General features: G+C 68.7%; 9 protein-coding genes. 5 read left to right on the top strand and 4 right to left on the bottom strand.

The genetic code is table 11. The annotated features are described in order from the left end of the window. The first annotated feature begins 6 nt into the window (after positions 1–6). Complete coding sequence (locus MARPU_RS04110; RefSeq protein WP_005224409.1) at positions 7–2,880, top strand: EAL domain-containing protein; 2,874 nt, start codon at positions 7–9, stop codon at positions 2,878–2,880. Positions 2,881–2,895: 15 nt separating this feature from the next. On the opposite strand, the gene mobB is transcribed toward MARPU_RS04110, so the two are convergent. Beyond that, positions 2,896–3,429: a molybdopterin-guanine dinucleotide biosynthesis protein B gene (gene mobB / locus MARPU_RS04105; protein WP_005224408.1), complete on the bottom strand. Its 534-nt coding sequence runs from the start codon at positions 3,427–3,429 to the stop codon at positions 2,896–2,898. 165 nt (positions 3,430–3,594) lie between these two features. Here mobB and ettA point away from each other — a divergent pair, with 165 nt between their 5' ends. The 3 genes from ettA to MARPU_RS04090 all read left to right on the top strand — a co-directional run bounded on the left by ettA (position 3,595) and on the right by MARPU_RS04090 (position 6,919). Further along, complete coding sequence (ettA, locus tag MARPU_RS04100; protein WP_025275097.1) at positions 3,595–5,262, top strand: energy-dependent translational throttle protein EttA; 1,668 nt, start codon at positions 3,595–3,597, stop codon at positions 5,260–5,262. A 98-nt stretch (positions 5,263–5,360) separates the two neighbouring features. After that, positions 5,361–6,239 (top strand): ATP-binding protein, encoded by an 879-nt coding sequence (locus MARPU_RS04095; protein WP_005224406.1) that lies wholly within the window; start codon positions 5,361–5,363, stop codon positions 6,237–6,239. Positions 6,240–6,307: 68 nt separating this feature from the next. After that, positions 6,308–6,919: a hypothetical protein gene (locus tag MARPU_RS04090; protein ID WP_005224405.1), complete on the top strand. Its 612-nt coding sequence runs from the start codon at positions 6,308–6,310 to the stop codon at positions 6,917–6,919. 46 nt (positions 6,920–6,965) lie between these two features. Here the strand turns inward: MARPU_RS04090 and MARPU_RS04085 are convergent, their stop codons facing one another. From MARPU_RS04085 to MARPU_RS04075, 3 genes are read right to left on the bottom strand one after another with little or no spacing between them, the layout of a single operon-like run. Continuing rightward, complete coding sequence (locus MARPU_RS04085) at positions 6,966–7,976, bottom strand: S49 family peptidase (protein WP_005224404.1); 1,011 nt, start codon at positions 7,974–7,976, stop codon at positions 6,966–6,968. A gap of 21 nt (positions 7,977–7,997) precedes the next feature. Beyond that, positions 7,998–8,663: an HAD-IA family hydrolase gene (locus MARPU_RS04080; protein ID WP_005224403.1), complete on the bottom strand. Its 666-nt coding sequence runs from the start codon at positions 8,661–8,663 to the stop codon at positions 7,998–8,000. After that, complete coding sequence (locus MARPU_RS04075; protein WP_005224402.1) at positions 8,660–9,661, bottom strand: RluA family pseudouridine synthase; 1,002 nt, start codon at positions 9,659–9,661, stop codon at positions 8,660–8,662. Before MARPU_RS04075 ends, MARPU_RS04080 begins: the two co-directional genes overlap by 4 nt. A gap of 582 nt (positions 9,662–10,243) precedes the next feature. Here MARPU_RS04075 and rne point away from each other — a divergent pair. After that, positions 10,244–13,270: a ribonuclease E gene (gene rne / locus MARPU_RS16990; RefSeq protein ID WP_005224401.1), complete on the top strand. Its 3,027-nt coding sequence runs from the start codon at positions 10,244–10,246 to the stop codon at positions 13,268–13,270. The last annotated feature ends 56 nt before the right edge of the window (positions 13,271–13,326 follow it).

The raw sequence follows: 13,326 nt of genomic DNA, 5'->3' as shown, positions 1-13,326 counted from the left end.
CACCCCATGCCCCGAACACCGATCTCCGTGTTGATCGTCGAGGACGACCCGGCGCACGCCGAGGCGGTCGCGCGCGCGCTCGAGGACAGTGAGCACTTCGCCGACCCACGCCTGGCTCAGACCCTAGCCGAGGCATTGCAAGCGATCGAGAAACAGCCACCGGACGCGGTGGTGGCCGACCTCAACCTGGTCGACGGCAAGGCCTATGAGCTGCTTCCCGGCGCCCATCAGAACATTCGCTACCCGGTGCTGGTGATGACCAGCCAGGGCGACGAACAGATGGCGGTGCAGGCGATGAAGGCCGGCGCCCTCGACTATGTGGTCAAGTCGCCCGAGACCTTCACTCAGATGCCCCGTCTGCTCGAACGGGCGCTGCGTGAATACGGCCACATCACCGAGCGCGCCCGCGCCCAGGAGGCGCTGTGCGCCTCGGAGCGGCGCATGACCGACATCATCAACTTCCTCCCCGACGCGACCTTCGCCGTCGACACCCAGGGGCGGGTGATCGTCTGGAACCTCGCCGTCGAGCGCATGACCGGGATCCCCCGCGAACAGATCATCGGCCAGGGCGAGCAGGCCTACGCCATGGCCTTCTACGGCGAGCGCCGCGCGCTGCTGGTCGATCTCATCCTTGCCCCCGACGCCCCCCCCCCCGATCACTATCACAACCTCCAGCGCCTGGAGGGCGACCAGCTCACCGCCGAGGTCTTCAACAGCCATCTCGGCCAGGGTCAGGGGGTCTATCTGCGCTCGGTGGCCTCGCCACTGCGCGACGGCGCGGGCGGCATCGCCGGCGCCATCGAATCGGTGCGCGACATCACCGAGCCCAAGCGCGCGCAGCAGGAGCTGCTGCGCGCCTACGGCGAGAGCCGCGCCATCACCGAGGCGGTACACGACACCCTCTACATGGTCGATCTCGAAGGCCGGCTGCTGTGGTGGAACAAGCGCGTCGAGGCCGAGACCGGATACGCCGGCGATGCGCTGCGTCAGCTGCCACTCACGCGCCTGTTCATCGACGCCGACGCCCCCAGGCTCGAACGCGCGATCAGCGCCGCTCTCACCCAGGGTTACTGCGAGATCGAAGGACGTGCCCGCACCATCAACGGTATCCGCAACTACCGCTACAACGGCGTTCCGGTGCGCGACAAACACGGCGAGGTGATCGGTATCGCCGGCGTCGGCCAGGACATCACCGAACGGCTACGCGACCAGGAGCGATTGCGGCTGGCCGCCGCGGTGCTCGACAACACCCATGAAGGGATCATGGTCTCGAACGCCCAGGGCGATCGGCTGGTCGCGGTCAACCAGGCATTCACCGAGATCAGCGGCTACGGCGAGGACGAGGCACTGGGGCGCGCCCCGAACCTGCTGAAATCGGGCCGACACGGCCGCCAGTTCTACCAGGCGATGTGGGCCTCGATCCTGCAGACCGGACACTGGCAGGGCGAGATCTGGAACCGGCGGCGCAACGGCGAGGTATTCCCCGCCTGGCTCACCATCAGCCGGGTACGCGACGAGCGTGGCGATACCAGCAACTATGTCGGCATCTTCTCCGACATCAGTCAGGTCAAGCAATCCGAGGCCCGGCTCGAGCACCTGGCACACTATGACGCGCTCACCGACCTGCCCAACCGACTACTGTTGCTCTCGCGCCTGGAGCACGCCATCCACCGCGCCAAGCGTGAGCGCAGCAAGGTCGCGGTGTTGTTCATCGACCTCGATCGTTTCAAGAACGTCAACGACAGCCTCGGCCACCCGGTCGGCGACGAACTGCTGCAAGCGGTCGCCGCACGACTGCGGGTACGTATCCGCAGCGAGGACACCCTGGCGCGCCTCGGTGGCGACGAGTTCGTGCTGCTGCTCGAGTCGATCGAACGTCCCGACGAGGCCGGCAACCTCGCCCAGCAACTCATCGACCTGATGGCCGAGCCCTTCGGTCTCACCGGCGGGCGCGAGATCTATCTCGGCGCGAGTATCGGTATCAGTCTCTATCCCGACAACGGCACCGACACCACCCAGCTGCTGCGCAACGCCGACACCGTGATGTACCAGGCCAAGGCGCAGGGCCGCAACACCTATCGCTACTACACCGAATCGCTCACCCGCGCCGCCAACGCCCGGCTCTCGCTCGAGTCACGCCTCAGGCGCGCGCTCGAGCGCGAGGAGCTGGTACTCCACTACCAGCCTCAGGTCGACATGCGCACCACCCGGCTCACCGGGATCGAGGCGCTGGTGCGGTGGGAGGACCCGGCCGAGGGGCTGATCCCGCCCGACCGCTTCATCCCCCTGGCCGAGGAGACCGGGCTGATCATCCCGCTCGGCGCCTGGGTGCTGGCCAGCGCCTGTCGCCAGCTCCAGGACTGGATCGATGGTGGCGCCCCGCCGCTGACCCTGGCGGTCAACATCTCCAGTCACCAGTTCGCCCAGCCCGATCTGGCGCTCCATGTCGATCGCGAACTGACCGCCTCCGGTCTCTCCCCCGAACGCCTGGAGCTGGAGCTTACCGAGAGCACCATCATGCAGCACAACCGACGCGGGATGGAGATCCTCGAGGCGCTGCGCGCGCTCGGCATCGCGCTCTCGATCGACGACTTCGGCACCGGTTACTCGTCGCTGGCCTATCTCAAACGGCTGCCGATCGACAAGCTCAAGATCGACAAGAGCTTCGTCCAGGGCATCCCCGAGGATCGCAACGATGCCGAGATCGCCGCGACCATCATCGCCATGGCGCGCAACCTCAACCTGCGGGTGCTCGCCGAGGGCGTCGAGACCGAGGCCCAGCGCGACTTCCTCCATCAGGCCGGCTGCGACGCCTACCAGGGCTATCTGTTCAGCCGCCCGCTACCGGCCGCCGAGTTCGCGCGTCAGTACCTGCGCTGAGCCGACCTGCCCCATTCACCGCTCCCCCAGCCCGGCCAACCACTCGAGCACGAACCCGGCGATTGCCTCCGGGTCGTCGAGCGCGAGCCGAGGCGGCGCCGGGGCCGCCAGTGCTGGCCGGTCGGTGGCCACGGCGATGATCGCCGGGTCCTCGGGATAGAGCGGCGCGAGCCCGAGTGCGCTGCGATGGACCTCGATCTTGGCATAATCGGCGTGCTTGAAGCCCTCGACCAGCACCAGGTCGAGCCGCCCCGGATCAAGCCGCGCGAGCAGGGTGTCGAGATCGGGATCGGCATCCGCCTCCGGGGTCTCGACCATCAGCGCCCAGCGCCGGCGCGAAGCCACCAGCACCTGCTCGGCGCCGGCCGCGCGCAGCTCGAAGCTGTCCTTGCCGGGATGATCGACGTCGAAGCGGTGATGGGCGTGCTTGAGACAGCCCACCCGCAGCCCGCGTGCACGCAGCAGCGGCAACAGCCGACACAGCAGGGTGGTCTTGCCGCTGCCGCTGGGGGCGACGAAGCCGAGTACCGGCGGGGTTGCTACTGCCATCGCGTTCACTCCTCGGGACAGCGGTCGCGAGCGGTCGTCCGCGCTTGGACTTTTCCCGGGTGCCAGCGCAGAATGAATGCCTCGGCCGGGGCGCAACACCTCGGCCCGGGCGCCCCACCGCGCCCGGACCATCACCCGATTCTCGACAACGACCGCAAGGACCTCATGGCTCAGTACATTTACACGATGAACCGGGTCGGCAAGATCGTGCCGCCCAAGCGTACCATCCTGCGCGACATCTCCCTGTCCTTCTTCCCCGGCGCCAAGATCGGCGTGCTCGGCCTCAACGGCGCGGGCAAATCGACCCTGCTCAAGATCATGGCCGGGCTCGACACCGAGATCGAGGGCGAGGCGCGTCCGCAGCCGGGGACCAAGGTCGGCTACCTGCCCCAGGAGCCCCAGCTCGATCCCGACAAGGACGTGCGCGGCAACGTCGAGGAGGCACTCGCCCACATCAAGGAGGCGAGCGAGCGTCTCGAGGCGGTCTATGCCGCCTATGCCGAGCCCGATGCCGACTTCGACGCCCTCGCCCAGGAGCAGGCCGAACTCGAGAACCTGCTCGAGGCCAGCGGCGGTCACAACCTCGACCACACCCTCGAGGTCGCCGCCGAGGCGCTGCGCCTGCCGCCCTGGGAGGCCGACGTCACCAAGCTCTCCGGCGGCGAGCGCCGCCGCGTGGCGCTGTGCCGGCTGTTGCTGTCGAGCCCCGACATGCTGCTGCTCGACGAGCCGACCAACCACCTCGACGCCGAATCGATCGCCTGGCTCGAGCGCTTCCTCCACGACTACCCCGGCACCGTGGTCGCGGTCACCCACGACCGCTACTTCCTCGACAACGTCGCCGGCTGGATCCTCGAACTCGACCGCGGTCACGGCATCCCCTGGGAGGGCAACTACTCGAGCTGGCTGGAGCAGAAGGAGAAGCGTCTGGAGCTCGAGCAGAAGCAGGAGCAGGCGCGCATCAAGACCATGAAGCAGGAGCTCGAGTGGGTGCGCAGCAACCCCAAGGGGCGTCACGCCAAGAGCAAGGCGCGTCTGGCCCGCTTCGAGGAGCTGCAGTCGCAGGAGTTCCAGTCGCGCAACGAGACCAACGAGATCTACATCCCGCCGGGCCCGCGTCTCGGCGACCTGGTGGTCGAGGCCGAGGGCCTGCGCAAGGGCTACGGCGACCGGCTGCTCTACGACAACCTCTCGTTCAACCTGCCCAAGGGCGGCATCGTCGGCGTGATCGGTCCCAACGGCGCGGGCAAGACCACGCTGTTTCGCATCCTCACCGGCCAGGAGCAGGCCGACTCGGGCACCCTGCGCGTCGGCGAGACCGTCGACATCGCCTGCGTCGACCAGAGCCGCGACACCCTCGACGACAGCAAGACGGTGTGGGAGGAGATCTCCAACGGCGCCGACAACATCGTCGTCGGTCGCTACGAGATGCCCTCGCGCGCCTACTGCAGCCGCTTCAACTTCAAGGGCACCGACCAGCAGAAGCGTATCGGCAACCTCTCCGGCGGTGAGCGCAACCGCGTCCACCTGGCCAAGCTGCTCAAGCGCGGCGGCAACCTGCTGCTGCTCGACGAGCCGACCAACGATCTCGACGTCGAGACCCTGCGCGCGCTCGAAGAGGCGCTGCTCACCTTCCCCGGCTGCGCCGTGGTGATCAGCCACGACCGCTGGTTCCTCGACCGTATCGCCACCCACATTCTCGCCTTCGAGGGTGACTCCCAGGTGACCTGGTTCGAGGGCAACTACGCCGACTACGAGGCCGACCGGCACCGCCGACTCGGCACCGATGCCGACCAGCCCCACCGCATCAAGTACCGCAAGCTCTCGGCCTGACCCGCCCCGGCGCCGTCACGGCGGCGCCGGTCGTCCGGGCAGATCCGACCCCGGGCGCCCGTCCACCCCGGCGGGCGTCGCACACCCCAGGAATGCCCATGTCCGAACTCGAACACCTCTTCGCCCGCGCCGAGACCCTGATCGACCGTCTCGAGCGGGTGCTCGTCCCCCATACCCCGCCCCCCGACTGGTCCGCCCACGCCTTCCTCTGGCGCCGGCGCAGCGACCACGGCGGCGAGCTGCAGGCACTGCCCGCGCCGCACCGCCTCGACCTCGACGACCTGCTCTGCCTGGAGCGACAGAAGCAGGAGATCCTGCGCAACACCGAACAGTTCCTCGCCGGGCGCAGCGCCAACAATGTGCTGCTGTGGGGCTCGCGCGGCACTGGCAAGTCGTCGCTGGTCAAGGCCGTGTTCAATGCGCTGCACGAACAGGGCCTGCGGTTGATCGAGGTCGACCGCGACGACCTGCTGCAGCTGCCCGACATCCTCGCCTTGATCCGCGATCGCCCCGAGCGCTTCATCCTGTTCTGCGACGACCTCTCCTTCGAACCCGGCGAGTCGAGCTACAAGGCGCTCAAGGCCGCGCTCGACGGCTCGATCGCCGCCACCCCCGAAAACCTGCTGATCTACGCCACCTCCAACCGCCGCCACCTGCTGCCCGAGTTCCACTCCGAGAACCGCGAGGCGCGGGTGGTCGACGGCGAGCTGCACCAGGGCGAATCGGTCGAGGAGAAGATCTCGCTGTCCGATCGCTTCGGACTGTGGGTCTCCTTCCACCCCTTCAGCCAGACGCAGTACCTGGCGGTGGTGCGCCACTGGCTGGAACGGCTGGAGCACACTGGGTTGAACGAGGACTGGCCCGAGATCGAGCGCGGCGCGCTGCAATGGGCACTGCGCCGCGGCTCGCGCAGCGGGCGCACCGCCTGGCAGTTCGCGCGCGACTGGGCCGGGCGAGTGCGAACACGCGAAAGCTGACGGAGGGGTGCCGACGACACGGGTTCGGGGGATAATCGCGTGGCGAAACACGCTATGGAGACCATCGCATGAAACAAACCAGCCCGCTGTACGCCGCCCTCCTCGTCCTCGGTCTGCCGCTGACCGCGAGCGCCGCCAGCGATCCGGTGATCGAGCAGCTCGAAGCGGCCGAGACGGCCTACGAGGACGGTGCCCTGCGCGGCGCCATCGGTCACCTCGAAGCGGCCATCGCCGAGGTCCAGGAGAAGATCAGCGCGGGCCTGCTCGAACTGCTGCCCGAGCCGCTCTCGGGCTGGCAGGCCGACGAGGCGGTGGCCGAGTCCGGCGGCATGGCGAGCATGATCACCGGCACCCACCTGAGCCGTCGCTACTATCGCGAGGACGGCAGCGACGTGACGCTCAGCCTGATGGCCGACTCGCCGATGATGCCGATGCTGACCATGGCGCTGTCGATGCCGATGATGATGCAGGGCAACCCCGACCTCAAACCCTATGCACTCGCCGGCCATCGCGGCATGGCCGAACACGCCTCCGGCACGCGCGACTACGAGATCACCCTGATGGTCGGCAGCCGTCTGGTGGTCCAGGCCCAGGGGACGGGACTGGATGACAAGGGCGCGCTCGAGGACTATCTCAAGCAGCTCGACTTCGATGCGATCGAGGAGGCGCTGGGCAACTGATCGCGGTCTGCCCCGGCGATGCGCGGTGCGCGTCGCCGGGGTGGTCTCAGCGCAGCACCCCGGCGTCGAGCCCGCCGAACAGGGCGCCGAGCGCCCCGGCCATGCCGCCACCGAGCCGCTCGGCGAAGGAGTCGAGCAGGTCGCGCTTCTGGGTGTAGTCGACCACGGTCTCGGTACCGAGCTGCTCGCGCGCCACCGTCCCGGCGCTCGCCAGACCATCGATCAGGCCCAGCTCGAGGGCCTGCTCGCCACTCCAGAACAGCCCGCTGAACAGCTCCTCGCCGCCCTGCAGACGATCACCACGGCCCTCCCGGACCTCGGCGATGAACTGCTGGTGCAGGGTATCGAGCACGCCCTGGATGAAGACGCGCTGCGACTCGGGCAGCGGCGAGAAGGGATCGAGGATGCCCTTGTTGGCACCGGCGGTGAGCAGCCGGCGCTCGATACCGAGGTCGACGAGCAGGCGATCGAGCCCGAAGCTGCCGATGCGCACCCCGATCGAGCCGACCAGGCTGGCCTTGTCGGCATAGATGGCATCGGCGCCGACGGCGATGTAATAGCCCCCCGAGGCGCAGAGATCGGCGGCCACGGCGTACACCGGCAGATCCTCGCCATCGTGGGCCTCGCGATATTTCGCCTTGAGCCGAGCGATCTCGTCGTTGATGTAACCGGCTTGCACCGGGCTGCCGCCGGGGCTGTTGATGCGCAGGATCACCCCCTCGACCTTGTCGTTGTCGAAGGCCTTGCGCAGCGCCCCGACCACCCGATCGGCGCTGGCATCGCTGTCGGCGGCGATCACCCCGTCGATCTCGATCAGCGCCGCGTGCGGCTCGGTCAGCTCCATGCGCCGATCCCAGTCGCGCACCGAGGCGGCCACCACCAGCCCCACCAGATAGAGCAGGATCAACAGCTTGAGCACCAGCCCCCAGCGCCGCGTGCGGCGGCGCTCGCGCATGTAGTCGAGCGCCAGATGGTTGATCAGCGCCCGCTCCCAGCCAGGTTGATCGGGGTCGGGCATCGGCGGCTTGCGCCAGCGTTTCCAGAATCGCCACTGCATGGTCTCGGTCTCCGTCCTGCTTCAGATCTCGCTCGTCGCGCGCGCGGCCAGCCACCCCGGGATCGCGCTCACGGCATCCAGACAGTCCAGCGGCTGGTGCGCGAGCAGTCGCTCCGGGGGGTGTACCCCGTAGCTCACCGCCAGCCCCGCCACCCCGGCGTTGCGCGCCATCTGCATGTCGAACTCGGTATCACCGATCATCAGCGTCTCCTCGGCGGCGGCGCCCAGCTCCTCCATCAGCTCGAAGAGCATCTGCGGGTGGGGCTTGGAGAAGGTCTCGTCGGCGCAGCGGGTGGCATGGAAGAACTCGCCCAGCCCGGTCTCGCGCAGCGCCTTGTCAAGCCCGGCGCGACTCTTGCCGGTGGCCACCGCCAGCCGACAGCCGCGCTCGGTCAGCGTCGAGAGCACCTCGGCGGCGCCCGCGAACAGCGCCGAGGCGTTCGGCGTGGCACCGAGGAAGCGACGCCGATAGGCGAGGATCAGCGCCTCATAGACCTCGGGCTCGGCCCCCGGCAGCAGCTCCCGCGTGCCCCGCTCCAGGCTCAGCCCGATGATCTCGCGCGCCGCCTCGCGCGGTGGCGGCTGCAGGCCCAGCTCGACGAAGGCACGCTGCATGCAATCGACGATATGGGCCTCGGAATCCATCAGGGTGCCGTCCCAGTCGAACACGATCAGCTCGAAACTCACGCGGTCTCCTCCAGTGCGTCCAGCAACCGCTGCAGCGTCTCCGGCAGCGGCGCCTCGACGTGCAACGGCCGACTCATGTATTCGGCGCGAAAACTCAGCGCTGCGGCGTGCAGGAACAATCGATCGAGCCCGAGCGCCTTGAGTTCCCGGTTCCAGTCATCGTCACCGTATTTGGGGTCGCCGGCGAGCGGCGCGCCGAGATGGGCGGCATGGACGCGGATCTGATGGGTGCGACCGGTGACCAGGGTGGCCTCGACCAGGGTCGCCACCCGTGACCCGGCACGCAAGCGCCGCAGCCGGCGAAAGCGGGTACGCGAGGCCTTGCCCTCGACCGGGTCGACGCTGACCATGCGCTCGCCGCCGCGCAGCACGTTCTTGCGCAGCGGCGCGTCGACGGTCATCTCGGCGCGCGGCAGCTCGCCGCCGATCAGCGCCAGATAGCGCTTCTCGATACCGTCCTCGCGCATCATCCGGTGCAGCTCGCGCAGCGCGCTGCGCCGCTTGGTCACCACCAGGCAACCGGAGGTGTCGCGATCGAGCCGGTGCACCAGCTCAAGCTCGCGCCCGGGATGAAGCTGGCGCAGCGACTCGATCAACCCGAAGCTCAATCCGCTGCCGCCGTGCACCGCCAGCCCCGAGGGCTTGTCGATCACCAGCAGCCGGTTGTCCTCGTAGAGCACCGCGCCCTCAAGCCGCGCCAGCCAGCCCTCGGGTGCGCGCGCCGGGGCGCGCTGCTCGGGCAGACGCAGCGGCGGGATGCGCACCATGTCCCCGGCGCGCAGCCGATGGCTGGCCTTGACCCGCCCCTTGTTCACCCGCACCTCTCCACGACGGAGTATGCGATAGAGATGGCTGCGCGGAACGCCCTTGATGAAACGGAGCAGGAAGTTATCGATACGCTGTCCGTCGGACTCGGCATCGACGCGGACCAGACGCGGCCCGGTATCCGCACCGCCCTTAGCGGACGCGGGATCTGGATGGGGATCTGGTGGACTCAAAGGGGATAGCCTTGCCTTGTTGGCTCAATTGATGCTAATAGTCTTCGCTGCTACCATGAATCGCTTGCGCTGGCCTGTGGAATATCGATCATTCCCGGAGCGGCGAGCGCAGCCGAAGGTTGGTCCGCGCCCACTCGAAACCGGCCGGGACGACGCCTTCGCGCCGGAAGCCGTCTTACGACATCTTAGCCACGCCTGCCCGAGGGCAGCATTGGGTATCGCGCGCGGACTCGAGCAGCGAGCAATCGCGCATTCTACACCCTCTGCGTTCCGCGCGCCGTGCGCCAAGGCAGGCCAACGCATCCGGCACCACCCTCGCCGCTCCGAACACCGCCCCCTCCGCAGGGACGGGGACAAGAACCTGCGGGCGCCCGCCAGCGCCCGTCAACGATAGTTCATGCGCGCGTGCCCGTTCCGGGTCCCGTCTGGAGGCGACCGAACGGACAGTGCTGATGCCGTCGGATCCTTGCTCACCGTGGGACGAACGGCAACGCGCCGAGCCGCCCCCAGGTCAGCCACCGGGGGTCCGCGGCGAACCGTCCCCCACGACGGGACACGCGCCGTGGTGAGAGAAGGAACAACATGAAAAGAATGCTGATCAACGCAACTCAGCCGGAAGAGTTGCGCGTCGCGACCGTCGACGGTCAACTGCTCTACAACCTCGACATCGAATCCCCCGGCCGGGAACTGAAGAAGGCCAACATCTACAAGGGCACCATCACCCGCGTCGAGCCCAGCCTCGAGGCCGCCTTCGTCGACTACGGCGCCGAGCGCCACGGCTTCCTCCCCCTCAAAGAGATCGCCCGCGCCTACTTCGAGCCCGACTCGGTCAAGCCCGGCTCGCGCATCAACATCAAGGAGGCGGTGCGCGAGGGCCGCGAGGTGGTGGTCCAGATCGACAAGGAGGAGCGCGGCAACAAGGGTGCGGCGCTCACCACCTTTATCTCGCTGGCCGGGCGCTATCTGGTGCTGATGCCCAACAACCCGCGCGCCGGTGGGGTGTCGCGTCGCATCGAGGGCCAGGACCGCAGCGAGTTGCGCGACGCCATGAGCCAGCTCGAGATCCCCGAGGACATGGGGCTGATCGTGCGCACCGCCGGCGTCGGCAAGAGCGTCGAGGAACTGCAATGGGATCTCGACTACCTGCTGCAGCTGTGGAAGGCGATCGAAACCTCCGGCGAGCAGCGCAAGGCGCCCTTCCTGATCTATCAGGAGAGCGATGTCATCATCCGCTCGATCCGCGACTATCTGCGCGCCGACATCGGCGAGATCGTCATCGACGACCCCGCCGTCTACGAGCGCGCCGAGACCTTCATCCGTCAGGTGATGCCGCAGAACATCAAGAAGCTGCGCCGCTACGACGACGAGGTGCCGCTGTTCACCCGCTACCAGATCGAGACCCAGATCGAGTCGGCCTTCCAGCGTGAGGTGCGCCTGCCCTCGGGCGGCTCGATCGTGATCGACCACGGCGAGGCGCTCACCGCCATCGACATCAACTCGGCGCGCGCCACCAAGGGCGCCGACATCGAGGAGACGGCGCTCAACACCAACCTCGAGGCGGCCGACGAGATCGCTCGCCAGCTGCGCCTGCGCGACCTCGGCGGCTTGTTCGTGATCGACTTCATCGACATGACCCCGCCGAAGAACCAGCGCGAGGTCGAGAACCGGCTGCGCGAGGCGCTCAAGCAGGACCGCGCCCGCGTCCAGGTGGCGCGGATTTCGCGCTTCGGCCTGCTGGAGATGTCGCGCCAGCGGCTGCGTCCCTCGCTCGGCGAATCGAGCCAGCAGGTGTGCCCGCGCTGCAAGGGCCAGGGCACCATCCGCGGAGTCGATTCGCTGGGCCTGTCGATCCTCCGCGTGATCGAGGAGGAGGCGATGAAGGACAACACCCAGCGCATCCTCGCTCACCTGCCGGTCAGCGTCGCCACCTTCCTGCTCAACGAGAAGCGTCGCACCATCGTCGACATCGAGCAGCGCCAGGAGGTCGAGATCCTGCTGGTCCCGAACGAGCACCTGCTCACCCCCGATTACCAGATCGAGCGCATCCGCACCCAGGACGTCACCAAGCAGGACGAGGGTCGGCAGAGCTACGAGATCGCCGCGGCCCCGCCCGAGCCGGAGGCCGAGTCGCGTTATACCCGCCTGACCACGCCGCCGCGTATCGAGGAGCCGGCGGTCAAGCAGGTCGCCCCCACCACCCCGGCGCCGCAGCAGCGCCCGACCCCGCAGCGGACCACGCCCAAGACCCCGGTCGGACTCCAGGAGCCCGAGCGCAGCGAACCCGAGAGCCTGCTCAAGCGGATCTGGACCGGGTTGTTCGCACCACGCCAGATCGAGGCACCGGCGAGCCCCCGGAGCGAACCATCGCGCCAATCCGAGCGTGGTCACGCCAAGCCCCGCAGCGAGGGTGAGGGCGGCAAGTCCCGCGAGCGCAAGCGCACCGCCGCGGAGGGGCGCGGCGGCGAGGGCGAAGAGGGCGGCCGCGGCGCGCGCAACGGCGAGGGTCGCAACCGCCGCAGCAGCACACGCAACCGCCCCCGTCGCAACGAGAACGGCGGCCGCACCGCCAAGGGCAAGGGAGGCGACGAGCGCACCCGCGAGCCACAGCAACGTCAGGGCGGCGAACCCACGCCGCCGCGCGGCGAGACCGACGCGGCCCTGGAGCACTCCAAGCGTGCCCCAGAGGTCAAGGCGGAACAGCCGGCACCGGAGACGACCAAGGGCAACGGCGAGAACACCACGCCACAGCAGGATGGCGGCGGCGACCGGCCGCGCTCGCCCCGGCGCCGGCGTGGCGGGCGCAATCGCCGCCGCAGCAACCCGGCCAACGGCGGCGTCGAGCAGTCCAACGGCAACGAGCGCGAGCGTACATCGGACGAGTCACAGGTCGAACAGAACGCAACGGCGGAGGCATCGTCCCCCGAGACCCGGCACAGTCCTCAGGCGCTCCTGCCGCCCCCCCAGACAGGCGCCGAGGCCAAGCAGTCGGACCGGAACAGGTCGGCCACGCGGCCGAAGTCGGAGCCGAGCAGAAACCCATCGAACGCCGAGACCGCCAAGCCGGAGGGCGCCAAGGACAAGCCGCGCGCCGAGACCGCCAAGCCGGAAGGCGTCAAGGACAAGCCGAGCACCGAGACCGCCAAGCCGGAGGGCGCCAAGGGCAAGCCGAGCACCGAGACCGCCAAGCCGGAGGGCGCCAAGGGCAAGCCGAGCACCGAGACCGCCAAGCCGGAGGGCGTCAAGGACAAGCCGAGCACCGAAACAGCCAAGCCGGAGAGCACCAAGGAGCAGTCGAGCACCGAGACCGCCAGGTCGCAGGCCGCCGAGGACAAGCAGGGCACCGCGGCGACCAAGCCGAAGGCCGCCGAGACTCACCCTGCGCCGAGCGCGAGATCAGAGCGCGGCGAGCACAAGAGCGCCGCGACGACCAACTCCGAACCGACCCGCGACGGGCAGCCGGCCTCGCCCCCCGAGCCGAGGTCACAGACGATCCCCGGCGCGGCCTCCAAACCCGCCACCGAGCAGCCGGCACCAGCGCCGGAGCGCGCGCCGCGGTCTGCAGCCGCCGTCGAGAGCGAGAAACGGATCACGCAGGAAGACGGCGACTGAGGTCGCGACCGTCACCTCGCGCGTGCTAGGGTCCGCCCTGCTGCGGTTACCCTGAA

The sequence above is a fragment of the Marichromatium purpuratum 984 genome (genome assembly GCF_000224005.2).
GTDB classification, from domain to species: domain Bacteria; phylum Pseudomonadota; class Gammaproteobacteria; order Chromatiales; family Chromatiaceae; genus Marichromatium; species Marichromatium purpuratum.
The sequence above is the reverse complement of the archived record's forward strand: the minus strand, read 5'-3'. Positions and strand labels throughout refer to the sequence as shown.

What these genes read in the sequence shown, in the direction of transcription:
- MARPU_RS04095 (WP_005224406.1), top strand. Translation starts at nt 5,361, where the DNA reads ATGTCCGAACTCGAACACCTCTTCGCCCGCGCCGAGACCCTGATCGAC.
- MARPU_RS04085 (WP_005224404.1), bottom strand. Translation starts at nt 7,976, where the DNA reads ATGCAGTGGCGATTCTGGAAACGCTGGCGCAAGCCGCCGATGCCCGAC.
- ettA (WP_025275097.1), top strand. Translation starts at nt 3,595, where the DNA reads ATGGCTCAGTACATTTACACGATGAACCGGGTCGGCAAGATCGTGCCG.
- mobB (WP_005224408.1), bottom strand. Translation starts at nt 3,429, where the DNA reads ATGGCAGTAGCAACCCCGCCGGTACTCGGCTTCGTCGCCCCCAGCGGC.
- rne (WP_005224401.1), top strand. Translation starts at nt 10,244, where the DNA reads ATGAAAAGAATGCTGATCAACGCAACTCAGCCGGAAGAGTTGCGCGTC.
- MARPU_RS04090 (WP_005224405.1), top strand. Translation starts at nt 6,308, where the DNA reads ATGAAACAAACCAGCCCGCTGTACGCCGCCCTCCTCGTCCTCGGTCTG.
- MARPU_RS04110 (WP_005224409.1), top strand. Translation starts at nt 7, where the DNA reads ATGCCCCGAACACCGATCTCCGTGTTGATCGTCGAGGACGACCCGGCG.